This window comes from Hespellia stercorisuis DSM 15480 (assembly GCF_900142165.1).
GTDB lineage: Bacteria > Bacillota > Clostridia > Lachnospirales > Lachnospiraceae > Hespellia > Hespellia stercorisuis.
On the sequence record NZ_FQZY01000039.1, the window covers coordinates 1 to 25,555 of the forward strand.

The 25,555-nt window shown below is 47.8% G+C and carries 15 protein-coding genes; all 15 read left to right on the forward strand.

The annotated features are described in order from the left end of the window. The first annotated feature begins 357 nt into the window (after positions 1-357). The 15 genes from BUB85_RS12800 to BUB85_RS12870 all read left to right on the forward strand — a co-directional run bounded on the left by BUB85_RS12800 (position 358) and on the right by BUB85_RS12870 (position 25,468). A complete protein-coding gene (locus tag BUB85_RS12800; RefSeq protein ID WP_073111100.1) occupies positions 358-1,074 on the forward strand; it encodes a LytR/AlgR family response regulator transcription factor in 717 nt (238 codons plus the stop codon). Positions 1,075-1,340: 266 nt separating this feature from the next. Further along, positions 1,341-1,799 carry a hypothetical protein gene (locus BUB85_RS12805; protein ID WP_073111102.1) on the forward strand — a complete coding sequence of 153 codons (459 nt, stop codon included), beginning with the start codon at positions 1,341-1,343 and terminating at the stop codon, positions 1,797-1,799. Between the two features lie 33 nt (positions 1,800-1,832). Further along, positions 1,833-2,507, forward strand: a complete 675-nt coding sequence (locus BUB85_RS12810) for a hypothetical protein (protein WP_073111104.1) — start codon at positions 1,833-1,835, stop codon at positions 2,505-2,507. Between the two features lies 1 nt (position 2,508). Continuing rightward, positions 2,509-2,865, forward strand: a complete 357-nt coding sequence (locus BUB85_RS12815) for a hypothetical protein (RefSeq protein WP_073111105.1) — start codon at positions 2,509-2,511, stop codon at positions 2,863-2,865. Positions 2,866-2,904: 39 nt separating this feature from the next. Continuing rightward, positions 2,905-3,447, forward strand: coding sequence for a pilus assembly FimT family protein (locus BUB85_RS12820; protein ID WP_073111107.1), 543 nt, complete (start codon positions 2,905-2,907; stop codon positions 3,445-3,447). Between the two features lie 107 nt (positions 3,448-3,554). Continuing rightward, on the forward strand, positions 3,555-5,243 hold the full coding sequence (locus BUB85_RS12825; protein WP_073111110.1) for a GspE/PulE family protein: 1,689 nt from the start codon (positions 3,555-3,557) through the stop codon (positions 5,241-5,243). A gap of 78 nt (positions 5,244-5,321) precedes the next feature. Further along, entirely contained in the window at positions 5,322-6,368 is a 1,047-nt protein-coding gene (locus BUB85_RS12830) for a type IV pilus twitching motility protein PilT (protein ID WP_073111112.1), read from the forward strand. Positions 6,369-6,454: 86 nt separating this feature from the next. After that, positions 6,455-7,663, forward strand: a complete 1,209-nt coding sequence (locus BUB85_RS12835) for a type II secretion system F family protein (RefSeq protein WP_073111114.1) — start codon at positions 6,455-6,457, stop codon at positions 7,661-7,663. A 100-nt stretch (positions 7,664-7,763) separates the two neighbouring features. Next, positions 7,764-8,207, forward strand: coding sequence for a type II secretion system protein (locus BUB85_RS12840; RefSeq protein ID WP_073111117.1), 444 nt, complete (start codon positions 7,764-7,766; stop codon positions 8,205-8,207). Between the two features lie 231 nt (positions 8,208-8,438). Continuing rightward, on the forward strand, positions 8,439-8,870 hold the full coding sequence (locus BUB85_RS12845) for a hypothetical protein (RefSeq protein WP_073111120.1): 432 nt from the start codon (positions 8,439-8,441) through the stop codon (positions 8,868-8,870). Continuing rightward, positions 8,870-9,646 (forward strand): prepilin peptidase, encoded by a 777-nt coding sequence (locus BUB85_RS12850; RefSeq protein WP_073111122.1) that lies wholly within the window; start codon positions 8,870-8,872, stop codon positions 9,644-9,646. The genes BUB85_RS12845 and BUB85_RS12850 overlap by 1 nt, the downstream gene beginning before the upstream one ends. A 51-nt stretch (positions 9,647-9,697) precedes the next feature. After that, positions 9,698-10,705 carry a pilus assembly protein PilM gene (pilM, locus tag BUB85_RS12855; RefSeq protein ID WP_073111124.1) on the forward strand — a complete coding sequence of 336 codons (1,008 nt, stop codon included), beginning with the start codon at positions 9,698-9,700 and terminating at the stop codon, positions 10,703-10,705. A 16-nt stretch (positions 10,706-10,721) separates the two neighbouring features. After that, entirely contained in the window at positions 10,722-11,363 is a 642-nt protein-coding gene (locus BUB85_RS12860; protein ID WP_073111126.1) for a hypothetical protein, read from the forward strand. Continuing rightward, positions 11,360-11,974 (forward strand): type II secretion system protein M, encoded by a 615-nt coding sequence (locus BUB85_RS12865; RefSeq protein ID WP_073111128.1) that lies wholly within the window; start codon positions 11,360-11,362, stop codon positions 11,972-11,974. The genes BUB85_RS12860 and BUB85_RS12865 overlap by 4 nt, the downstream gene beginning before the upstream one ends. 141 nt (positions 11,975-12,115) lie before the next feature. Beyond that, a complete protein-coding gene (locus BUB85_RS12870) occupies positions 12,116-25,468 on the forward strand; it encodes a prepilin-type N-terminal cleavage/methylation domain-containing protein (RefSeq protein WP_143160717.1) in 13,353 nt (4,450 codons plus the stop codon). The last annotated feature ends 87 nt before the right edge of the window (positions 25,469-25,555 follow it).

Genomic DNA, 25,555 nt, shown 5'->3' on the forward strand with positions numbered 1-25,555 from the left:
GGACTGACAGTAACGAATGAAGATGTATCCTACATTTTTAAGTACACAACAATGTACTTGGAATAACAATGTTATTTTAGCACAGGTGGTGGTTAAATGAAAGACGAAATAACTGAATAATCCACATTTTTTTAGGATTGGCTTCGTGGACCTATACGAAGTGCATAACAAAAGGCGTTAACAAGGAAAATGTGGATAAAGTGCTAAAAAGCATAAACAGTAGATGAGGGATAGACATAATTAAATTTATTCCTCAACGCTGGTATCACGCGGATTTCCTAGACACAAAAAAATGAATGTGCTATACTTAATTCATATATTTACAGGCGAAAACGGAGATTGGCGGGGGGGGGCGGCATGAAGATACGGATAGCTGTTTGCGAGAGGGAAATACAGACAAGAGAATATTTGATTGCGAATTTGAAGGAGCTTTCCGGAGAAGTCGTCTGCGTGGAGTATGACAACGTCTATGATCTGGTGGAGCAGATCGAGATGGATGCGTCGGCATACGATGTCATCTGCGTGAGTGCCACGACATTGAAAAAAGGGGATGGCATTGCTGCAGCGGCGAAAATCCGCTCCTACAGTCTGAACGTCGCGATCATTATCATGGCAGACAGCAAGGACTATTATGCAGAAGCATTTGATATGTTCGCCATGGCGTACCTGATTAAGCCGGTACAGTACCAGGCAATTGAGAGATGCTTCACCTTCTACACCAAGAACAACAAGGCAGACCGGCGTTCATCCTGGATGGTGAAAAGCAGGGGCGGCAACTGGAAGAGAATCTTCTGCCGTGACATTGTCTACATAGAGAGCAACAACAGGGAATTTGTGGTACATCTGGCCGACGGCGAGAATATTGAGAGCTACGGTAAACTGGCGGATGTGGTGGAGCAGCTGGCATCCGACAGTCTGATACGTTGTCATCAGAGCTACATTGTGAATATGTACTATATCAGTGAGATGAAGACCGCGAACTTCATGATGGATGACATTGTGATCCCGATATCAAGAAAATACCAGAAATCAGTGAAAGATCAGTATTACAAATATATGTTCAACAGGATGTAGCCTGCGATGAAAAAGAATAACGTGGAGATACAATTCAAATGACAGCAGAAGGAATCGGTGTATGATGATCGGTTCCTTCTGCTGTTTTCTTCAGTGAAAAACACCTTAAAAAGCCTCGAAATATCTCAAAACAGAAGCTTCTCAAATTTTCAAATATCTCCAAAAAACACGTCAAATTCAACTTCTCCAAACCACAATAAAGTATGTGGGTTATAATTACGAATGTAAACATAAAGGAAAACGTGGGGCAAGGAGGCAGGAGCTGCATGAGGCATCTAAATGAATATGAGGAACAACAGAATATCTCCAGCCAGGCTTTACGGCGTTTGTTTACTCCCTATAAACCCGTAGATAATCTACTGAAGGAATATGACGATTTGCTGAAGGGTCAGGGAATTGTGCTGAGAGTCGAGGGCGACAGGATTCACCGCTGTGCACTGACGGATCTGCAGTTTGAAAAAGTACTGCGGGACGCACTGCAGATGGCCATGGAGGCAGCACAGGAGTGTACAGAGCGGAAGATACGTTTTATCCATATCAGAGCCCTCTGTGTACAACAAAAGGAATTTCTGAAGATAGTATACTCCAGCGACAAGAATCAGACCATTCAAAACGAGCATTACCAGAAGATGGAACAACTGCTGGAAAAAAAGGCAGGCTATCTCAGATTGGAGAATGGCGAGAGTGAGAACATCCTGATGATTGCGGTCGGACTGAAAAAGTAGAGTGCGCATCAGAAACAAAAGGAGTGAGAAGTAATGGTTGGCGAAAAAATAAAATCAACATCAGGTGCTACGATTTTGCTGGCGTTATTATTTTTCCTCATGTGCGCGATGGCAGGCTCGGTCGTATTGGCAGCAGGAACGGCCTCCAGCGGACGAATTGCAGGACTTCGGGAAGACGAACAAGCCTATTACAATGTGACATCCGCGGCGAAAGTGCTGCGGGACAGTATGGAAGGCGAAGTGTTCGCGTATTACTCGACAAAAGCTCCATCATCGGATGAAACCGACAATACATACGATTACAATCAGAAGCCGTCAGGCCAGTTCGCAGACCTTTTGAAAAATGCAGCTGAGACCGTATTTAAGGAATCTAAAGAAGCGAAAGAAGCAGGAAAAGAAGACGATGCATTATATAAGAAAGCACTGAAGATATCAACCTCTTCCGCGGATCTGACAAAGACAGTCATTGCAGAATTTACAATGAAGCCGGATTATGAGATCGAGATTACATTATATGAAGAAGGACAAGAGGACGGATACGAGTGCATCCTGACCATTCCGGCGGCAATCTCGATGGATGCGGATATACCTTCGGGAGAACCGGGCTCCGGACAGGAATTAGGAGCAGACAATCAAACAGTTGTCAAATACAAAACGACCCTTACATGGACAGACGCGGTGATTACCACAGGAAGCGAGGGGAAGTAGTATGAAAAAACTTGAAAACAAGCTACAGTCCTCCAGTGGTGAGACACTTGCAGAGACATTGGTGGCATCGCTGATTGCGGCACTTGCAATGCTGCTTCTGGCATCCATGGTCATGAACGCGACACACATCGTGGAGAAGGGCGAGACGACTATGAAGAAGTTCTATGAAGGACTCTCAGGGGTGGAAACGTATAGTGATAAGCAAAAAGTGGCAGGGAGTCACAAGCTTAATGTAGAAGTGTACAATATCAACGCAGACAACAAAATAACATCGAAGGATACGAGCATTTCAATAGATGGAATAAAAATCAATATCTATAAAGACGATACACTGGTGTCCTACAAAATTGAAAACTAACGATACTTCGGTATCTGAAGAATAAAAGGATCGAGGCAGATGAAGCAGACAATAAGATCAGAAAAAGGATTTACCATATCGGAGATGCTCATGACCGTGCTGGTCATCGCACTCGTCACATCTGTCATCGGCGGCGGAGTCATGGTGGTCAAAAATGCTTACACCAAAGTCACGTTGAAGGCCGAAGCAGAAACCCTCAGATCCACGGCACTGACCGCGGTGATCAATGAACTGCGTTACGCGCAGAACATCAATCCGGAGGAACCGGATCCGGCGGATCCAGATAAAAAAACAGTGCTTGCGTTTGACAGCCCGTCCAGAGGCTACCGAATCTATTTGCCGGTGAACCCGGAAGGTGCATCGAATGAAATTACAGTCTGCAGCATGGTCAACAGGACACAGGTTCCGCTTCTGACAGAGAAGACGCAGACGGATGCTCTGGTCCCGATACTAAAAGAACTGTCCTACGATTCAACGAAAAAAACATTTACACTGAACATAGCGATAAAGTATAAAAATAACGACTTCATAAAGGGAGACAAAATTACGATCAATCCAATCAATCACCAATACGGACAGTGAACGAATTGTATAATACATAACAGCATAAGACATAACAGCATAATACAGAGCAACATAAAGCAGAACAGCATAATACAGAACAACACAACACGAGAGAAGGAAATAATATGAAGTACAAACGCCTGGGGGATCTACTCCAATCGGTAGGTCTGATTACAGAAGAACAACTGAATGAAGCCCTTGATCTTCAAAAGGGAACCAGAGACCGACTGGGCGCCGTACTTATTAAGAACGGATTCATTACCGAGGCACAGCTCATCGAAGCCCTGCGCATGCAGCTCGGTATCAATTTTATCGATCTGTCCAGCACCAACATCCCGGCAGAGATGGTAGAGCAGCTCCCGAAGAATATTGCCAAGAAAAACGGGGTCATCCCGGTCAGGGTCGACAAGGACAAATTGTATCTGGCGATGAAGGATCCGCTGAACTTTATGGCAATCGAGGAGGTTCGTGCGGCGACCCGTAAAAAAGTAATCCCCATGATCGCCTCTGAGAATGCGGTCGACAGAGCAATCAGTGCCCTGTACGGCAATGAAGGTGCGACGAGAGCAATCGCACAGATGCGTCAGGAGGCCGGGTACAGCGAAGCGGAAGAGAACACCGGTACCGGAAATGCAGAAGATAACGAAGGGGCAAGTGCTCCGACCGTCAGACTGGTAAATTCCATTATAGAGAGAGCCGTCACAGAGGGTGCCAGCGATGTACACATCGAGCCCAGCTCCGGGGATATGAACATCCGGATGCGTATCGATGGCAGACTGCACAACATTTTACAGATTCCGAAAGACTTGCAGGATTCCGTGATTTCCCGTATGAAGGTCATGGGGCACATGGATATCGCAGAGCGGAGAATCCCACAGGATGGACGGGCGGGAATTAAGATCAAGAGTCAGGACATTGACCTGCGATTATCGACACTGCCTACCATATACGGAGAAAAGATGGTAATTCGTCTTCTCTCGAGAGAGGCCTCCATGCTGGACCGCAAGGGAATCGGTATGATGGACAGTGATTCAAAGAAGATCGACCGGCTGCTCGCCAACACAAGCGGCGTGATCCTCATCGTAGGACCGACCGGAAGCGGTAAGTCGTCCACCATGTACACGCTGATCAAAGAACTGAACAAAGAAGAAGTCAATCTGATTACACTGGAGGATCCGGTGGAATACCATATAGATGGCATCACACAGGTGCAGATCAACGAGAAGACGGGACTTACATTTGCAAGTGGTCTTCGTTCCATTCTGAGACAGGATCCTGACATTATCTGCGTCGGAGAGATCCGGGACGGCGAGACGGCCGAGATTTCCATGAGAGCGGCCATGACCGGACACCTGGTTATCTCCACGATCCATACAGAGGATTCCATTTCCGCGATTGACCGGCTTCGGGATATGGGTGTGGAGCCGTACCTGATAGCAGGCGGTCTGCGGGGCATTATCTCCCAGCGTCTGGTCAGAAAAATCTGCCATAGCTGCAGAGAAGAGTACATACCGGACACGGATTTATGCGAATCGCTCGGAATCAGGCCGGGGGAAGTGAAGAACTTCTACCACGGAGCAGGCTGCCCGATGTGTTTCCACTCCGGATACAGAGGACGGAGCGGAGTCTTCGAGATCCTGACCATGAACGAGGCGCTGCGAAGCTGCATCGCACAGGGCAAGGACAAGCAGGAGATCAGAGCGCTCATCAAAGAATCCGGGTTCGTCAGCATGAACGACAACGCGAAGATCCTCATAGAAAATGGTGTCACGACCGTTGAGGAAGTCTGCAGGACGATCAATCGTCTGGACTAGCGCAAAACGAGAATGAATCTCCGTAAAACGATAAGAAATTTCCATAAAACGATAGAACATTCAGAAAGGAGTCGGGAGATGACAGTAGAAGAACTTGTAAGACAGGCAAGCACAGACGGTGCATCGGATATCCACCTCGTGTGCGGGATTCCTCCAAAGTACCGCATCGACGGGCAATTGCAGGATATTTACCCGGTTCCGTTAACAAAAGAAGACTGCAGGGGATTTGCAAAAGACCTGGCAGGCGATCTCTACGATCAGATCAAAGAGATCGGAGAGCTGGACTTGGCCCGGACCATCGCGGATGAGCGTGTCAGGATCAACCTCTTCCGGCAGCAGGGCAGTATCTCGGCGGCACTTCGTATCCTGAGCAACAAGATCCCGAAGCTGGATCAGCTGGGACTTCCGCCCATCGTGAGCGAGTTCCCGACCTGGCAGAAGGGCATCATTCTGGTGACAGGAGAGACCGGAAGTGGTAAATCGACCACGTTGGCGGCCATCCTGGACCAGATCAACCATACAAGGACCGAGCACATCATCACGCTGGAGGATCCGGTGGAGTACTTATACGAGCCGGACAAATGTGTCATCAACCAGCGGGAGATCGGCAAGGACACCGAGAGCTACGACAAGGGACTACGGGCGATCCTCCGGGAGGATCCGGATATCATCCTCATCGGTGAGATGAGAGACCTGAGTACCATCGAGACGGCACTGACCGCGGCGGAGACAGGACATCTGGTATTCGCCACGCTGCATACCAACTCGGCAGCAGATGCGATCGACCGAATCGTCGGCGTATTTCCGGCGGACCGGCAGCCACAGATCAGGCTGCAGCTATCCACCTGTCTGAAGGCAGTGCTCTCCCAGCAGCTTCTGGTGAGAAAAGAGAAAAAAGGCCGTGTGGCAGCCTGTGAGGTAATGGTGGTGACTGCAGCGATCAAGAACCTGATCCGCGAGGGAAAGACACCGCAGATGCACTCCTCCATGCTGGCAGCAGCCTCGGAGGGAAGTGTGACCATGGACAATTACCTGGTCCAGCTTCTGAAAGAAAAGAAGATATCTGCACAGGTGGCACTGGAGGCGGCAAATGACAAGCAGTACATGAAGAAATACGCATATTAAGCGGTTGCGTTGCTGTCAGAATTACAAGAAAACAAGGAGTTAAATAATAAATTGAAAATACACTACAGAGAGGAAGTGAAGCCAGGATGATTACCTATCAATATAAAGGAATGTCGCGGGACGGCGCCAAAGTAAGCGGCGTGGTAGAAGCGACAGACGAATACATGGCGGTAGAGAAGATCAAGGCGACCTGTCCGATTGTGTTGAAGGTCTCCCCGGTGAAGGAGAAAACAGGGCTGCTCACCATGGAGATCGGCGGAAAGAAGATAGACCAGAAAGCACTGTCCATCATGTGCTCCCAGTTCTCGATCATATTAAAATCCGGTGTGCCCATCGCGCGGTGCATGGAGATGATCGCAGAACAGACACAGGATAAAAAACTAAAAAAGATGCTCTTCGCTTCGGCGGAGGACGTGGCAGAGGGAAACAGCGTAGCAGGCAGCTTCGAGAAGAACTGCAAAGGCCTGCCGCTGACTTTCACGGAGACCATACGGGCCGGGGAACAATCCGGTACCATCGAGCGGTCCTTCGAAACGCTGGAGAAGTACTATGAGAAATCCTACAAGACGGCGCAGAAAGTAAAGCAGGCGCTGACGTATCCCATCTTTGTGGTGATCGTGGCGGTGGTCGTACTGATTGTGGTCATGGTCAAAGTTGTACCGACGATCTCAGCGACCTTTGCTGACTTGGGAGGAGACATGCCGGCAATCACGCAGTTCCTGATCAGCACGTCGAAGTTTTTTGAAAAGAATATCTGGTGGATGGTCGCAGCAGTGCTGGTTTTCATTATTGGATTTAAGTTTTATACCAGATCGGAAACAGGAAAACTCCAATGGAACAAGTTCAAGCTGAAGATGCCGATTCTTGGAAATATTATGCTGATGAATGGAGCGAGCCAATTCGCCAATACCATGTCGGCACTGCTGCAGGCGGGGCTGACCGTGGCACAGTCGCTGGACGTAACATCAAAGGTCCTCGACAATTATGCGCTGGCAGATGACACCTCCCGGATGACGGGAAGCATCGAGGAAGGAAAAAGACTGGGAGACTGCATGAGAAAATGCAAGTACTACCCCAAGACACTGACTGAGATGTGTGCCATCGGTGAGGAGACAGGAGAGATGGAGGGTACACTGGACACCATCGGTTCCTACTACGACAACGAGGCGGATAACGCCACACAGAAGGCTATCTCCAAGCTGGAGCCGACAATCATGGTCCTGATGGCAGGATTTGCAGGATTTATCGTCATCGCCATCTATTTGCCCATGTTTCAGATGTATGGGCTCATGTAATACGAATCAATTGGCATTTCAACCCGATGCCTTTGAGGATAAATACTAATAAAAAACAATAGGAATGAAAAAACAGATGCAGACTAAGGAGGAATTTAAAATGAAAACATTAAAAACGAAATTGAATAAAAAGGGATTTACCCTTGCTGAGTTATTGATTGTAGTTGCAATTATTGCGGTATTGGTAGCGGTGTCTATTCCGATTTTCACCAGCAGACTTGAGAAATCCAGAGAAGCAACAGATATTGCAAATATGAGAGCAGCAAAAGCAGCTGTAGTAGCGGCGTATTTAAGTGATGAGACGGTAGATGGCGTGACCTTTGGTTCGGCTCAGACTGATTCTGTATCAATTTATTACGATGCCAACAATGGCGTACTTACTAAAAATGTACCAGAAGAGAAATATGGTCAGGGAACAAAAACAAAGGGTGGTTCAAAAAAATATGGAACCTATACAGAAGAATCACTTGTAAAGGACCAAGTAATTCAAGCATCAATCGATACGGCTGGTAAAGTTACATTGACTTGGGTAACTGGAGAATAGAAACTTAGAATTTTCCTGCCGTTCGGGTTGCGGCGTGAGAATGCATTTTATTTGAGTTTTTCTCGTTCCCTCAGTACTTCTGAGGGGATGGGAAAACCCCAAATTGTACAAGTGGTTTTCAATAGAAGATAAACAATACGGGTTATAAAATGAGATATTCTGCCAGAAAGGTTTCTGATGAATTACAGTCGGATGTATGTAAACATTGCACGAGAGAAGAGTATATAATCTATGAAGAAACTAAAAAACAAAAAAGGCTTTTCAACAATCGAACTGCTATGCACATCTTTCATAGCAGTCTTCGTCATATTTCTCCTCATCCTCGCCTTTCTCTGGTACCGCAAACAGGTCCGTATGGGCGACGATCAGATGCTGGTCAACACAGCAGAATCGGTGGCAAGCCTTAATACTGTCGGCGGCGACTGTGTAGTACGAAGCTGCGGAGGCGGAAACTGTGTGCACCTGACAAGTAAAGGCTATGTGGGATATTTTGATCATCCGACAAATTCCATTTACGGTGAGAAGAAATCAGGGTATAATGAATACAAAGTAATGAAAATCGGGGATAAGAAGTATTACGGCGATCCGGGTACCATGGTCATCAAGGTGGTGAGCCGGGACGGGGAGCTGACGCTATCCTGGGTTAAAGGAGACAATAACTGATGTTACATACGGATATTTTTCTGACGGCCTATATTCTGGTGATAACTGGGATACTTGGTGCCGTCTTTGGTAGTTTTATCAATTGTATGGCGTGGCGCATCGCCCATGGTGAGAATGTGCTGAGCGGCAGAAGCCACTGCGCGGTCTGCGACCACCCTCTGGGTGCGGCGGATCTGGTGCCGGTATTCAGCTATCTGTTCCTGGGCGGGAGATGCCGGTACTGCGGGGAGAAGATTTCTCCACGGTATATGCTGACGGAGCTGCTCATGGCGGCGGCATTTGTCAGTGTGGTATGGAAGTTCGATGTGAGCTTTGAGGCACTGCGTTATCTGGTGCTGGTGTGCATTCTGCTCGGACTGGCACTGGTGGATCTGGAGATCTACGAGATTCCCAACGTATTCATCATTGTGGGAATTGTCTGGTGGGCAGTCACCATTCCTCTGATGGAGGAATCGGCGGTTAGCCAGATCACGAGGGGTCTGATTGGCGGGCTCTCGATTGGAATCGGAATGCTGCTCTTATCACTTTTATTTGATAAAATATTAAAAAAAGAAAGCTTAGGCGGCGGTGATATCAAGCTGTTCTTTATGGTGGGACTGTATCTGGGAATCGGCGGCAGTCTGCTGAACCTGATCATCGCATGTCTGTTCGGGATTATCCTCGCACTGGGCCTGAAGCAGAACCGGATCCCGTTCGGACCGGCAATCGCGGCGGCAACGCTTGTGACCACTCTGGTGGGACAGGAAGTGGTGCAGTGGTATATTGGATTATTTTAGAAGAAACCGATTCATTTGACAGGGGCAGACACAGGAAGGAGCTATGGTTCGATGGCGAAGACTTACATAGGAATTGAGATAGGAAATTACAGGATGAAGATGGCTGTCTGTGAGGAGGAGACCGTGAAGCGTATGGTGGCGGTGGAACTGCCGGAGAACACGGTACGGGAAGGACAGATCGTCTCGTGGGAGGCCATGGCAGACTTTATCAAAGAGACATTGAAGGAGCAGCACATCCCGGGAAAGAATGCGGCGGTCGTTCTGCCGGAGGGACTGACCTACGTGCTCCGGGTGAATATGCCGGCGATGACGGTAGACCAGCTGAAGGTGAATCTCCCGTATGAGTTCCACGACTATATCACCGATGAGAAGGAAAAGTATTTTTATGATTACGCGGTGGTGGGCATGGAGAGAGATGACAAGGGTACACCGAAGAATATGGATCTGCTCGCGGTGGCTGTGCGGAAGGCGTCGATGGAACGGTACCGGAATATGATGAAGCGCGCCGGGCTGAAGCTGGTCCTGGCGGCACCGGAGATCGTGGCGTATGAGAATATCATCCGCAGATACCAGGAGCTGGAGGGCGAAGAAACAGAGTGCGTTCCGGATTATGGGGTCCTTAATATCGGGCATACCTCCGTGAAGCTGCACATTTACAAGCAGGGACATTACGACGTGACCTGCAACATTGAACCGGGGCTGGAGGCCATGACGTCCATCATCTCGGACACGACCGGGGCGGATCGGCATATTGCCGAACTCTACAAGCAGAAGAACCGGGAGGACATCTGGAACCATGAGGATTGTGTTTCCCTTTACAACCGGATCGCGGTAGAGCTGATGCGGGTGCTGAATTTCTACAGCTTCAACCATCCGGACAACACACTGGAAAAGGTATATTACTGTGGAGGCGGGGCGATGATCACGCCGCTTCTGGATGAGATCTCTTCCATCATTGAGCAGGAGTTGGTTGGAATTGACACCCTGTTCCCGGCGGGCAGCGGAGAACGCGAGGATCTGCTGAACGGTGCCGCGGCGGCGGGGATCACCTGGCAATAGATAGGAGGATGGAGACTTGAAGAAACTTACAAAAGCAAAATACCCGGAGAAGACATCCATCAATCTGGCGATGAGGGAAGAAGATCAGGGCAACATCAAGCTGCAGATCGGAGTGTTTGTGGTGTTCTTGATCGCACTGGCGGCGTTCTCAAAATTTGCGGTGGCAGATCCCATATCCGAAGCATCGGCAGTGGAGAGCAATTATCGGGACGTACAGCAGCAGATCGACGATATGAACGCGTCACTGAAGGATTATGATGCCGTGCAGGAGGAGTACAGCCATTATTCCAACGGTTACATGAATGAAGAAGAACTGCTGGTGGTTGACCGGATTACCGTACTGAATCTGCTGGAGAGCTGTGTGATGGCAAGAGCAGATATCCAGAGTCTCGAGATGACAGGCAACACGGTGATGGTGGTGCTCAGCGAGACAAATCTCGGAACGGTGTCACAGGTGGTGAGTGCACTGCAGGCCGATGACCGTACCTCCTTCGTGACGGTGTCGACGGCATCGACCAACAGCTCGCAGAGCAACAGTCAGCTGGTGACAGCCAATATCGTGATTGAACTGAATGTGGCAGGAGTTACCGATGCAGGAACAGCAGATACGGGGGCCGCGGATGCGGCGGAAGAGACAGCGGGAGGTGATGCATCATGATAAACCGCAGATTTACATTGCGAGAGAAGATTCTGCTGCTGGTGTGTGCGGTGATTCTGTTGGGAATCTTCTATTATAAGTTCGTGTATGTGGATGCCATTGAAGCATCGAGAACATACAGTGTCGAGGATCTGGATCTGGAATTGCAGACAGCACAGGCCAAGGTGGCGAAGATGCAGCAGATGCAGGCGGAGATCGACAGCGGCGAGTCCCAGCTGAATGGAACGGTGGCAACCTACAACAATCTGGAGAATGAGATTGCAGAGCTGAACCGCATTCTGGCGAGCGCAGATACATTTAATCTGGATTTTGCGGATGCAACACTGACCGGAGATACCGTGAGACGGGATATCAGCGTATCCTTCCATACCGGCAGCTACGCCAGCATGAAGAACATACTGTTGAGCCTGAAGAACTGTCAGTACCGCAGCCTGATCAAGGATGTGGATGTGTCGACGACATCGACACAGTCTACAGGGATCAACAACAGTGGGGACCTGAACGTCAGCCTGACCGTGACATTTTATGAGACGGCGGTGAATGCGACATCCACAGCGGGGCTGGTGCAGACAGAAGAGACGAGCGATACAGGGACGTCCTCGGAGGAGTAAGGGGAGCAATTCCAGAGGACAAAATCACAGAGCACGCTCTGTAAATGTTGAGTAAAAGAACAAAAAAATCACAAATTACCGGACAACAGCGGATGAACAAATAGATAAACAATAAGGGACTTACACAAGTCAGGTGAGAATATGAGTAGACGAATAAGGCAGAAATTGCAGACGACAAGGCGCAAAAAGAATAACGCAGGATACACCCTATCAGAATTATTAATTGTGGTAGGGATTCTTGCTGTTTTGGCGGCGATCGGAATGGTGGCTCTGATCAGCTATCAGAGAAGTCTGAAACTCACCGAGATGGACAACACGGCAAAGCAGATCTTTGTGGCGGCGCAGAATCATATAACGGCTGCGAAGGCCTCCGGGGAGTGGGATAAGCTGGCGAAGACACATGAGGAAGATGTGGCGGGAACCGTTGCTCCGACAGAGACCGGAGATGCGGCAGGCTACTTTGGAACGACCCTGACAACGAAGCCGGGAGACTTTGCGGAGAGCGGCGCGGATTTCGAATGGCCGGATACAGGAATTGTGAAAAAAGATGGAGCGGAGACGCATCATTTTTACTATATTGTGTACACACCGGGCGCCCATACGCTGGATGATGCGGATGGTACGAATGATGCGGATGGTACGAAGAGTACGATCCTGAACGATATCCTTCCCTACGGATCGCTGGATGAGTTTGTCCGAAAAGACAGCGGCAGCTATGTAATTGAGTATGATTATGTGACGGCGTCAGTGTATGGCGTGTTCTATACAGATAAGACAGACGATGAATTTGTATCGGATTATCAGGGGCTGAATGCATCCAGAGGGACAGATAAGGAATCAAAAGATGCACGCAAAAAGAACAGACCGATTATCGGGTATTATGGTGGTGCTTCTGCGAAGAAGCTTGCAAACGTCAAGCTGGACGAGATAAAAGTTGAGATAGACAATTCGGATAAACTGCTTGTCAAGATTACAGATCCCAATTTTATTGACAGCAAAACGAAGCAGAACAAGTACGGGACAAGAATTGTAGTGAATATAAAAGGCGAGGAGAGCGGCGAGACGCTGACCTGTCCACTGGAGCTTGAAAGCTACGATGGTACCAAGGTCACCAAAAAGAAAGTCTCCTCCTGGACAAAAGAAAAATGGTGGAACTTCTGGTCTCCAAAATTGACCGAAAAGAATGAGGCGTACTATGAACTGTCGTTAGACGATATAACGACGAGTGGCGGTCACTTCGCGGAAATTTTCGGAAAGAAATTCATACCCGGAGAGAACCTCACCGTTCGTGTCAGCTGTACCAGCAGCAAGGCTCTGAGCAACACGCTGACAAAGGACGGCTACACCAACAGTCTGTTCGAAGCAAAATACAATCCGAATAAGAACGAGGGCAGCAATGACGTTCCGGTTGCAAGTATTTCCAGCATTCGGCATTTGCAGAACTTAAATGCAGAGATCTCGAATCTTCCGCTGGAGGTCAGAAAGGTGACTTCGAGTCTGCCGGTAGTGAGTCAGTTCGTACAGAAGGCAGAACTGACGAAGGATTTGGACTGGACGGAAACAAGTAAGATTTTTAAAGACGAAAAGAATAATGCACAGAGCTGGAATGACCAGACCATTTACAAATATAAGGAAAATGGTGTGGGATCGTCGGCATCGGTGAAGTCGTTCTATGGCGTTGTGAACAGAGCTCTGATCAGCTTTGATGGGAAAAACCATACGTTAAAGCATTTTGTGCTCGGGGCGTATACATTTGACGGAAAACAATACAGCGGCGTATTTCCGGTGCTTGGCACGGAAGGTGAGAACGCGGTAACAATCGAGAACCTGCTGCTGGAGGACATCACCGGCAAAATGGCGACAACCGCCACAGGAGCCCTGGTTGGCTGTGTGTATGGAAATGGCGCGCGCATTTATAATGTGGGTGTTTATGATACTTCGAACGCCGTTTACACGGCTGGAGTGAATGAAGCCGGGGCAGATGAAGCGACGGTGTCGAACCGGCTGCAGTCAGAGCAGGGATCTGTGGGTGGCTTAGTTGGAAGTATACAGACATGGAGTGATGAGAAGGATACGCAAAGAGTTGAGATCAAGAACTCTTTTGCCTCCGTTCCGATTCGGACGAAGACCGGAACAGCCGGAGGATTAGTCGGCTCTATTTCCCGGGACAATACGATGATTACGAATAGCTATTCTGGTGGTTATACAGAGGATGGAACCTATGCAGACACCAGCTATAATGTGGCGCAGACCGGAGCAGAGGGAACTGCTGGCGGTCTGGTGGGCGCGAACACAGCAGCCAATATCACAATCCAGAACAGCTACTCGACATGTTCAGTCTACGGCAGCATTGCCGGAGGCTTAATTGGCGTTGATGAGCAGCCGGGATCAATTTTCACAAACTGCTACAGCGCAGGTAAGGTGAAAAAATCAGCGGACGCCTCCATCGCCGGAGGTTTTGCCGGAAAGCTTGGAGCAACGGAAGAAAAGATAGAAAGCTGCTACTACATGACCGGGATCAGTGGTGGATTATCCGGCGTTGGAAGCGGCGCGGCAGCGGGGAGCACGAAGATTGCGGGAAAAGGTTACCAGCAGCTGCAGACGGCAGAGTTTACCGAAAGCAAAGACGACAGCAACAGCATCGAGATCAGACCAAAGCACAGTGCCAATACAGAGGCGTATGGTGTCGAGACACATAACTATGACAGCACATGGGATACGGCGGCATATCCATTTGCCACAGTGAATACAACGGCGCAGAATGCAAAGACAGCGAATGGGGCAGAAAAACCGGCAGCAGTTTCAGGCATTCATTATGGCGACTGGTCGGGAGTGGTATTCGAAGCAGAGCTGGCTTATTATGAGATTTATTCCAGGGGCGGAGCTTACACAATCGGATTGTATAATAACAATTTGAAAGTAAATTCATTGATTGACGATCCGCAGACGAATGGATATGAGATCGTTCAGGATGGCTATGTTGTTCTGTCCAACGAGTCCGCGGTGCCGACGGTCTCTGTGAACGGGGCGGAAAGTTCAGTTACGCACAAAATCACGGAAACGCAATTTGCAAATGAAACAAGCTCGAATGTGAGACCAGAAGCCAATGCGGCCGGAAGTGCCAATCTGGTATGGCAGAGAGCGGGAAGCGCGCTTGCGGCAAATACTGCTCTGGAGGCGGATGATACACTGACAGTAGAGAGTGGAACTTATTATCTGCGTTTCTGGGATCTGTTTGCGGCAGATGCGATATCTTCCGCTACAAATTATTACAGTCAGATAAAAGTGAGCATGAATGGCAGTGACGGTTACTTCTACTGTAATCCACATTATGCGAAGTCCGCGATTCAAAATTGCGGCGAAGACGGCAATGCGGCAATTGATACCGCAAAGATGCCGGGGGCTGCCAATATAGAAACAGAAAGCAATGTTGTATTGATCCGGACCGAACGCCAGTATAGTATGATGACGCAGGATCTGCAGAATCCGAGTGATAATGCGAATAGAATTTACGGAAAGTACAGGGATCTGTACTATGCGCAGAATCAGAATCTGAATTTTGACAACGCGTCCACAGCCTATGTCAAGGATTATTTTGGCAGACAGACCAGTGATGCGGTTGACGGAGGCGTCGGAGCCGTAGTCCCAATTGTGGCATCCGCGAACACACCGGCGACAAACGCTCGTGACACGGTCGGATTCCGCGGAACGTATAACGGAAATGGCCATGTGATTTCTAATTTGAGTATCACGAATACGGCAGGAACTCCAACGGGAATGTTTGGCAACACGCAGGGTGCACTTATTCAGAATCTTACACTGAATGCGGTCAATCTGACGGGAACCAATTATGTGGGATCTGTCATCGGAAGTGCAGCACATAATGGGGCTGCTACTTATGGAAGCAAGAAGCTGTATACGCTGATAGAGAATGTAACCGTTACAGGAGCTACCCTGACAGGAAACAAGTATGTGGGGGGACTTGTAGGAGCAGCCTACAGTTGTTCCGTTAATACAAGTGAGAGTGGCAGCGTGACACTGACCAATATGAATATTACAGGAGACTCTGTGATCGGCAGTGTGGCCGGGATGATTCAGACTTGGGGAAGAAATGTTAGTAACGGATATAAGTATCAGAACATCACAGTCGAGGGCAATAATACATTAAATGAAACATCGGTACATTCCACAGATAGTGCAAATGCCGGAATCGGCGGATTTGCCGGGGAAATCAGTTTGAGCGCGTTGTCTGCTAAGAATAGAAGCTTGAACTTTGAGAATATTGCAATAAACGAGGGCGGCACCCTTACTATTCAGGTTGCGGACAGTTCTGGTGATAAAAGAATTTATGGTGGATTATTTGTCGGAAACATTTACAACGCAGATGATAAAGGAACTCTGGATATGTCGGAAAGATTCAACTCCTGCAGGGTTTCTAACACAACCATGCAGATTGCGGAAACAATGGAAGAGGAGTACGGTACACATTATTCCTATGGCGGTCTGGTTGGGAATATCAGCCAGGCAAATGGGAAAAACATGACGGTTTTATGGGGTCCGGGCCTGGCGGTCAGCGGAGGATGCAGCATTGAGTATAGAGGAATCCCGAATCCGGACGGCAAGTGTTCCGTGGGCGGTCTGATTGGAAATATAAGCCAGAGTACGATTCAGCTTGCACAAAGCGGTTGGGAGATACCGTCTTTTTCTGGATTCACAGCAGATAATACGGTTGCTTATGGTGGTCTGGTGGGAAGTCTGACGGGCGGAGCAGTTCTGTCCTGTGAGTCAAACGTATCCCTTAAATTACCGGAGAACATAACGGCAAATAATGTGGGCGGTCTGATCGGAAGACTGGAAAATGGTCAGCTGAACATGGGGAACAGCACGGTTTCTGATATCACGGGAACCGTCCCTGTGTCTGAGTCGGAGGACAATGAAGACATGAATGTGGGCGGCGTGATCGGGCTGGTGGATGCCGGCATGACGCTGACGGGAGTGAACGTTGATCAGGCCGCATTCGGATGCCGTGGCGGGAATAATGTGAGCATAGGTGGCGTTGTAGGAAAAGCCAACGCTGCAATGATTACCTCTTCTTCCGTAAATAATATTTCTCTGAGGGGAGCGGCGGATCATACAGGCGGCTTTGCAGGGATTGCATCCGGAACAAGTCTGTCCAATTGTGATGTACATTCGACTCGTCTGGCTGAGGGGACTTATCAGGTCAATGAAAATGGCGAGTATGCAGATGAAGCAGGAATAATAAGTAAAATAGCGGTTATTGGAGAAAAAGCATCGTCCTATGTAGGTGGACTGGTCGGCAGTGGAGCAGGAGCGACCATCAAGAACTGTTTTGCGGCTGTTCCGGTGAAGGGACAGCAAAGCAATCTTTCTCTGGGCGGATTCATTGGCGTATCGAACGGCTGTGACATTACGGAGTCTTATGCATCTGGAAATATCTTAAATAAGGACTATAAGGGCAACATTGAGACAACAGATCAGGTGGCCGGCTGCAGTTATTCCGGTGGTTTTGCGGGCATCATTGCGGGAATCAGCAATATTAATAATTGTTATGCGACCGGAATCGTGAAAAGAGGAGCAATCGTAGGCGGTTTTGTAGGTGATCTGGCAGGAAAAAATTCCGTTACATATCTGAACAATACATATTCTACCGGAATTGTGGACCAGCAGATTGGTCAGGGCGACCAGGTACTGCATGGCGGATTCATGGGCAGAAGCTGCGGCAGTCTGCGTCAGGAGCCATTAGATCTGAATCAGAATCAGGTTGGCAAATTTTATGAGCTCCTGGAGTTGGATCTGAAGGATAAGGATGCAATGGACGCCCTTGGATTATCGAAAGCAGATAAGGATATCTGCGAGACGTGTTACGAAGACGGAATAGGAAACCGTGCCGATATAGGAAAATATACAGATATTGCATCCTATTTAATTGGGACAAAACCTAAGTATAATGTGGATTCTACTGCAGCAACGAGGGGAAATCCGGATGCAATGATCGGAGGCGATTCTCCATCTGTATCCGCGGTGGTACAAAAACTCTTTGAAGTCAGCATCTATAAGGACATTCGAAATCTGATTAAAACATGGAGACTAACGGTCAAAAACGGACAGCTCTATTTCTATTACAGTGTAGTAGACATTGAGAATCTGTATACAACACAAGAGGTAGAGGCGGCAATTGACAAGAAAACACCGTATTCGATCGTTGGATATCAGTATGTAAAGAAAGATGGCAAGTGCTATCAGACGAAGGGCAGTATTACGCTGACGACGGCAGCAAAGAAAGGCTCGACTTATTATGGAAATTACGTACAGCTGAAGGATTTTACGGCGACAGACGCGACGCAGGTCGTGGTACCGGATGATGTTGTAAAAGAGACATATACGGGGTGTACCTATCTGCGCGAAGATGCGAGAGAATATAATGCGTGTAGTTCCTGGGTGGATTCCAGTGACAAATACACGGAAAACGTTACATATCGAGATTTTGATGAATTTATGGACGCGGATGGTGCATTTGTAACATTGTTAAATAAAAAGAAAACAGATGGAACCCCTAACGATATATTTAAAATTGACCTTGAGAACGGCACAACGCACCGATACAATTCAGCGATAACAGAGAATGAAAAATACCCATTCCCTGCATTTACAGCCGCGACCGGTAATACGGAAGCTGGACTGGGGTATTGGGGAGACTGGCCGAAGATTCCTGAAAAGAAATCGGATGATTTCGGAATCGTGTATTACGAAAAGGTAAACGGCAACTTATACTATCATGGTTATACTTCTAATTTTGGGGACCAACTGTTAAAAGGGAATTACACAGAAATTAAGACGCAGGAGACAACGGGGACAGAGACGCTTGAGAACGGACTCGTTACAGAAAAGGGAAAACACGTTGCGGAAGACGGCTATCTCGTTCTGCTGCCGAAAAATATGGATGTAAAGAAGCTGGATATACAGTTGGGCACAGCCCGTATAAATGAAGTTGACAGCAGCAGTCTGCTCACTAAGGTGAACTCAAATAATTACATTGATACGGATTCGACACTTCAAAAATATGATCTGTATTTCCTGGATTTGAACGATACGACCGATGATAAAGAAAAAATATTTGCAGCAGGTGCAAGTACAATTTCGGTAGGATACGCAGACTTAGGCAAATTTAATAAGTATTCTAAATTTGTGATGACGCCGTACTTCGCAGATTCGATTGAACCGGTCGATGGTACAGAGAAGGATCTCACCGTGAACACCTATAAGATTCGTTCGACGCGTCAATTAGGAATGCTGGTGCATAAGCCATCATTTTATCAAAATAAAGACTACACGTTCGAACAGCAGATTGATATCGATTATACTGCTACAGATTTTACGAACCGTGGCGCGAAGTGCACTTATCAGTATCTGGTCTCACTTGCAGCTTCAACATCTGATTTGCCAAACAATGCATTAATGGCAGATTATACGGTGAAAAAAATTACAGATAAAGAAACCAAAGTCGTAAGTGGATATGAAGTGCGCGGCATCAAGACAGCAATGTTTGCAACTATCGGTGCAGGAGCTCGTGTGAGTGGCGTGACGCTGACTGATGTACAGGCAGAAGAGGAGGTTGGATCTTCAACAACTGCAGCGGTAGCATTTGCACAGACGAACAAGGGAACCATTGAGAGCTGTACGGTACGTCCATCCGGAACAGAGTATGGCAGTGTCATGATTGACCGAAAAGGAAATCGAGATCAGAACAACGTATTGGCAACGGCAGGATTTATCTGGACGAATAGCGGAACCATAACAAACAGCAGCTTTATCGGAACCATAAAAGCAGAGCCAAATGAGAAGGCGAAGACCGTGAATGTGTCCGGGTTCGCAGATGTTAATACCGGAACGATTCAGGACTGCTACGCCAACTGCAAGATAGAGGCGACAGCCGGCAGCAATGCAAACAACAAGACGTACAATCTCATAGGCTTCTGTCAGTCAAACAGAGCTGGCGGAACGATAGAGAACAGCCATGCAATATGTGATTCCAATGTGAGCGGGACGTCTGATAACAGTGGGACATCCGATAACAGCAATAATATCGGGTTTGTGCGGGAAAATGGAAATAAAGAGGATCCAAACGGAACGATCACGAATTGTTATGCTGTTACCGGGACAACAAACGCAAAAAATCTGTTCGCATTTGCAGCGGCTACGAGCACTGGTGGAACATATAAGGACAATTATTTCTTAAAGAGAGAAGAGGGCAATGGAGCGGTAGACGGTGCCACAGAAAAAACGGCTGAAGAGATGAAGGCACAGGCGAAAGCAGACAATGCAGAAGCCAGCCAGACAGTGAGCCATCCGTACGCAGAAGAATTATCGGGCGGAACGTATCCGTTCTCATTGCCGGCGAGTGGTGAACCATATCTGACGATGCAGCACTGGGGGGATTGGCCGAAGGTCTCAGATTCGGACGCGGATGATATCGGGCTTATTTATTATGAGATAGTGGATGGCAAGGTATATTATCATGGATTTACGTCCAACTTTGCAAGTAATCCGAATGAGGCTACTTACAAGGAAGTAATGACAACAGATATTCCGGAAGGAATTACAGTGGATGAAAGCAATGGCCTGGTTACTACACCTGGAAAGTATGCATCGGAGGATGGGTATTTGATTTTGCTACCAAAAACGGTAGATCCAGGTTCTCTGGGCATGGATGTGTGGGGGATTCAAAGCTTAAAAGAAGTGGTATCTGAGGCAACGGGTCTGGAAACCAGTTTAGGGGAACTATTTTCAGATTACAAAATTTATAATTTGAATCTAATAGGGAAATTATACGTGTATGACGACCGTCAAAGCGGTGCAATTACAATTCCTATAGGTAATAAAAAAACGGAAGACTCAATAGGAGATTCCTGCAAATTCACATTCACTCCTCATTTTGCAGATTCTGTAGAAGCAGGAGAAACAAGGGAAAAAATAATATATGTCAGAACGGTAAGACATCTAAATAATTTGAGTTCCTTGGATGCATGGAGGTTTTCGGCGTATACTGATATTCAGTTCGTGCAGTCATTGGATATTGATGGCAAAGAATTTGAAAAACCTATAGATATCTTGGGCACGGAATATACTGCTTTATCCTATGAAAACTTAAATGGCACATCATATGGTTATCAGATTGTCGGATTGAAGTGCAATTTATTTAAGTCAATAGGGGGGCAAGCAGGAGTTGAAGGAGGAGTGAAGGGGGTCACGCTGATTGACTCCAAGGTAAGTGCAAAGGCAGGTTTTGCTGAGACTAATCATGGAATAATAGACAGCTGCAGCATCAGACCGAAAGCTGAAGGCACATATGAAGATGTAAATATCAACACGACAAATGGAGGAGGATTTGTTCATACAAATAGTTGGGGTGGAACTATCAAGAACAGCTATATAATAGGAGCAGTGAAGGGATCGGGTTTTTGTGATACCAATGAGGGAAGCATAGAGGCTTCTTATGCAAATTGTATTACAAACAGCGAGGCGGGATTCTGCCGTTGGAATGAGTGGGACGGAACTATTAACAACTGTCATGTTTTGGGAACATTAACATATAATGTAGGTCCGCCGTTCGGATTTGTTCAACTTAATGCAGGTAAGATCAGTAATTCTTACACAGCGCTTACATCACTTAATAGTTCGAGTACTCTAGCTGGATATTTATTTGGCCAGAAAAAGGGTGGTGGAACATATACGAATTGCTATTCGCTGGAATCTACGGAAAAGAATATCACATTGAACGCAGATGATGGGGCAGAGCAAAAGTCCTGCGAAGAATTGAAAGCAGTTTTCCCAACAGCACAGAAAGCAACAGCGGAAACGACTCACAAATACGGAGTGCTGAATACGGACGAATCAGAAAATATTTACCCGTTTGCACTGCCGTCAACAGATGATGCGTATCTGACGATGCAGCACTACGGCGACTGGCCGATGATTCCATCACCGGATATAGGAAAGGGCGGTTTGGTTTATTATGAAATCGTTAATGGAACAACATATTATCATGGAATAAGTCATGACGGTAAGGAGATTTATTCGGTTCCGCAGCTGGTATCAACAACTGGGAAAACGGTTCAGGAATCTGGATATGTGATTCTGTTGAGTGATACTTTGACGGGAGGAGGAAATGAAAGGATTAGCATTGGTGATAGTTTTTGGGAAAAGATAGGCAACCTGAAAACGAATGAAAATATACAAATAACGGGTTACAAAGCTTATGATATGCCGTTACCGACTGCAGTGACGTATTCAAAAGCAGGAAAAACAAGAGTGACTTTGACGATTGATAATGATGGGAAAAAGCTGAATATGACCCCATATTTTGCGGATTCCATCGCATCTGAAACATCATTGGCCGAGAACACATTTTATATCCGTACCGCAGAACAATTACAGAATTTACAATCTGGCGGAGATTTGCAATTTGGAAAAAAGAGTGCGTATACGTTTATTCAGACGCTGGACATTGACGCTTCATCACTTACAGCTGATGAATCTACCGGATATCTTATTGAACAGTTAGGAGGAACTTTGCTTTCCACCACAGTACAGGACGGAAATAATGTGAGCGGTTACACGATTTGGGGATTAGGCCTGCCGTTTATAAAAAACAACAAAGGAACGGTTCAAAATATTACTTTGACAGATGTGAAGATAGAGAGCGAAAAAAGTGATCTGGGAGTTTTGGCGGGAACGAATACGGGTACAATTAACAGCTGCAGTGTACGTCCTGGAGCAAACGATATTCATAGTGTCTCCATAAAAAATACCAAGGCGGATATTTCTGGAATTGTAAATGCGAATGAGGGAACAATAAAAAATACATACTTTATCGGTGAAATAACAGCAGCAGGAGAGGCAAGTGGTTTTGCGAAGGAGAACACAGGAACGATTGTTTCATGTTATGTGAATGCTCACATTTTGTCTGAGTCAAAGAACGCTTATGGTTTTACAAGAGCAAATAAAGACGGCGGCAGGATAACGGACTGTCATGTTCTGGGAACGATCCGTGCAGAGGAGAAAGCATGTGGATTTGCAAGCGATATGGGGAAAGCCAGTACAAATTGCTACGCTGCGCTGGAGAGCAACGGGTTAAACAGCAGCGAAGGTACATCGTTTGTATTTGAAAGCGGTGAGAAGAACGGCACGTTGAGATATTTGAATACTACATCGGTAACAGGTAAAACTGAAATTGGAACTGCTGTCTCTTTTGAGGCGCTGTCCTCAGATGCGGTAGTGGGCGCGTATCGTGCATCAGAGTCTAATACACATGCCTATTCAGCAGGGCTTGGTGTATACCCGTTTGCATTACCATATGTAGAGCAGGGCACGCTCCTGGATCCTGAAAAACAGGTGACGATGCAGCACTACGGCGACTGGCCGTCAGGTACGACAGAACAAGTGGAATCCGGGAATATGGATGCGCAGAGTGAAGGAGCAGTGCCTGCTGCTGAAGAGCAGGAGAGACAGGCCACAGAAGCGGAGCCTGACGTTGAAGATGCTGCGGCATTGGTCCACACCGGAATTGCCTACTACGAAAACAACAATGCGGGCTACGAGGGCTGGTACGCGGTTACAGACGGTACATTTAATGATGAAGTTCCATACAACACGCTGACCACGGTGAAGGACTTCAATCTGGCAGATACCGATACATCCTTCGGCATCCTCATTTCCGCAGGGATGAAACCGGACTGCAGCGGAGCGAAGACGGAAGACAGACCGGCAGCAGCGGTAAACATTGATGGTGTGGATTATGATTATTACAGATTGATACAGGATGATGTGCATAAAACGGTTACTGTGAGGGTGAACAATTCCGACACAGGGGAAACAGCGGCGTACAGCTATAACGATGACTTCGCGGCAGCAATTTCCGCAGGAAAGTCCCTGGGCGATACCGCCGAGGATGGCGGACGTCCATACCAGATCCGCACCAACGCACAGCTTCGCAGTATCAATGCAAATAAGGAGAGCTATGTGACAAAGGCGTTCAGACAGACACTGGACATTGCACTGAGCGCAGATAACTTTGAGCCGATTGGCGGTGTTTCAAGCTGGACAAAGGATGGCGTTTACAGCTTTACCGGAAACTACGACGCAGGCCTCATTTACGAGGGGCGGGCGATGACGGATTCCAGCGCCGATGAAACGATCGATGCATCGGAGCAGATCCCGGACGGATATTCGATCACGGGACTGGAGCAGACGATTACATTTACCAGTGTGGACGGCAACGGCTATACGGGAGCGGATGAGAGCAGGAATGATAAGCACAAGACGCTGCTCGGCGGTCTGTTTGCGAGTGTGGACGGTACGGTGCGCGGGGTAAACATTTCCGGCAGCATAAATATGATGCGAGATGAGAGTACCAGCTTCCTGAAGGGCTCCATCGGTTCGGCTGCCGGTCAGGTGACAGAGCATGGTGTGATGGTCAACGTGAACTCGGATGTGACGATCCAGGTGGACAGCCAGTGTCTGGATATGAATCTGGGCGGTCTGGTCGGATACAATGACGGCGTAGTGATGAACAGCTATTACAATGGACTGATTCAGAATTATTATTACGATGCGGATAACATCGGACAGTTGTGGATGCAGAATGCGGCAGGCCATACGGCGAAGATCGGTGGATTTGCGGGTTACAATACCGGAACGATCGAAAAATCGGCGGTGGCTGCAGCCATCAGTCTGCGGACCGGCAATACGGAGAAGACCATGCCTATCTACGGCGGTTTCGTCGGCTGGACCAGAGCGGAAAACAGTGCGATCACAAACTGTTGGAGCAAGAGTATTATCGCGGAGGCTTCTGGAACAATCGGTGGTTTTGTGGGATCGACGGAGGATGAGAAGCATACGAGCAATCTGGCAAATGATTACGGAGTTGCCCGGTTTGACAATCCGTCAGAGGATGCGGCAATCGGACTCTTTGTGGGCAGCAATGCAGCGCAGGAGATCTGGTCATGCTATGGAGCCGAGTTTGACGGCGATGGCTATGTGACAGCCAGTGCATATCCGTTCCTGAACGGCGAGAATATCGACCTGGAGGAGAAGAGAGACTTTGTGTGGAACGGGGTGGAAGAGATTCCATTTGATGCGCTGAATGCAGACGGACTCTGGAATCTGAATAATGGTGTGTATCCGACTCTGATCTACAACCTGGAGCGCGAGAAAGACACCATACGGATCGAAGGTGGAATTACGCCGGAGCAGAACGCAGAAGATGCGCAGGAAGAAAGTGAAGTGACAGAGGACGTGCAGGACGCAGACGCGCAGAATGCCGGGACGCAGAATGCAGGTGAATACGGTACAGAGGAGCAGAGCACAGATCCGCAGAACACGGACGTACAGAATACAGACGTGCAGAATACAGACGCACGGGATGCGTATTTACCGGATGCGGGAACAGAGGCAGAGAACACAGGCTGGGAGTGATACGGCGGGTGCCGTAGATGGCGGAAACTGAAGCACAGAACACAGGCCCGCAGGCCGGGAGTGATATGGCAGGCGCTGCGGATGTCG

Excerpts from the sequence above, each read along its gene's own strand:
- BUB85_RS12810 (WP_073111104.1), top strand. The coding sequence starts at position 1,833 with ATGGTTGGCGAAAAAATAAAATCAACATCAGGTGCTACGATTTTGCTG.
- BUB85_RS12800 (WP_073111100.1), top strand. The coding sequence starts at position 358 with ATGAAGATACGGATAGCTGTTTGCGAGAGGGAAATACAGACAAGAGAA.
- BUB85_RS12805 (WP_073111102.1), top strand. The coding sequence starts at position 1,341 with ATGAGGCATCTAAATGAATATGAGGAACAACAGAATATCTCCAGCCAG.
- BUB85_RS12870 (WP_143160717.1), top strand. The coding sequence starts at position 12,116 with ATGAGTAGACGAATAAGGCAGAAATTGCAGACGACAAGGCGCAAAAAG.
- BUB85_RS12825 (WP_073111110.1), top strand. The coding sequence starts at position 3,555 with ATGAAGTACAAACGCCTGGGGGATCTACTCCAATCGGTAGGTCTGATT.
- BUB85_RS12845 (WP_073111120.1), top strand. The coding sequence starts at position 8,439 with ATGAAGAAACTAAAAAACAAAAAAGGCTTTTCAACAATCGAACTGCTA.
- BUB85_RS12840 (WP_073111117.1), top strand. The coding sequence starts at position 7,764 with ATGAAAACATTAAAAACGAAATTGAATAAAAAGGGATTTACCCTTGCT.
- BUB85_RS12830 (WP_073111112.1), top strand. The coding sequence starts at position 5,322 with ATGACAGTAGAAGAACTTGTAAGACAGGCAAGCACAGACGGTGCATCG.
- BUB85_RS12850 (WP_073111122.1), top strand. The coding sequence starts at position 8,870 with ATGTTACATACGGATATTTTTCTGACGGCCTATATTCTGGTGATAACT.
- BUB85_RS12820 (WP_073111107.1), top strand. The coding sequence starts at position 2,905 with ATGAAGCAGACAATAAGATCAGAAAAAGGATTTACCATATCGGAGATG.
- BUB85_RS12865 (WP_073111128.1), top strand. The coding sequence starts at position 11,360 with ATGATAAACCGCAGATTTACATTGCGAGAGAAGATTCTGCTGCTGGTG.
- pilM (WP_073111124.1), top strand. The coding sequence starts at position 9,698 with ATGGCGAAGACTTACATAGGAATTGAGATAGGAAATTACAGGATGAAG.
- BUB85_RS12815 (WP_073111105.1), top strand. The coding sequence starts at position 2,509 with ATGAAAAAACTTGAAAACAAGCTACAGTCCTCCAGTGGTGAGACACTT.
- BUB85_RS12835 (WP_073111114.1), top strand. The coding sequence starts at position 6,455 with ATGATTACCTATCAATATAAAGGAATGTCGCGGGACGGCGCCAAAGTA.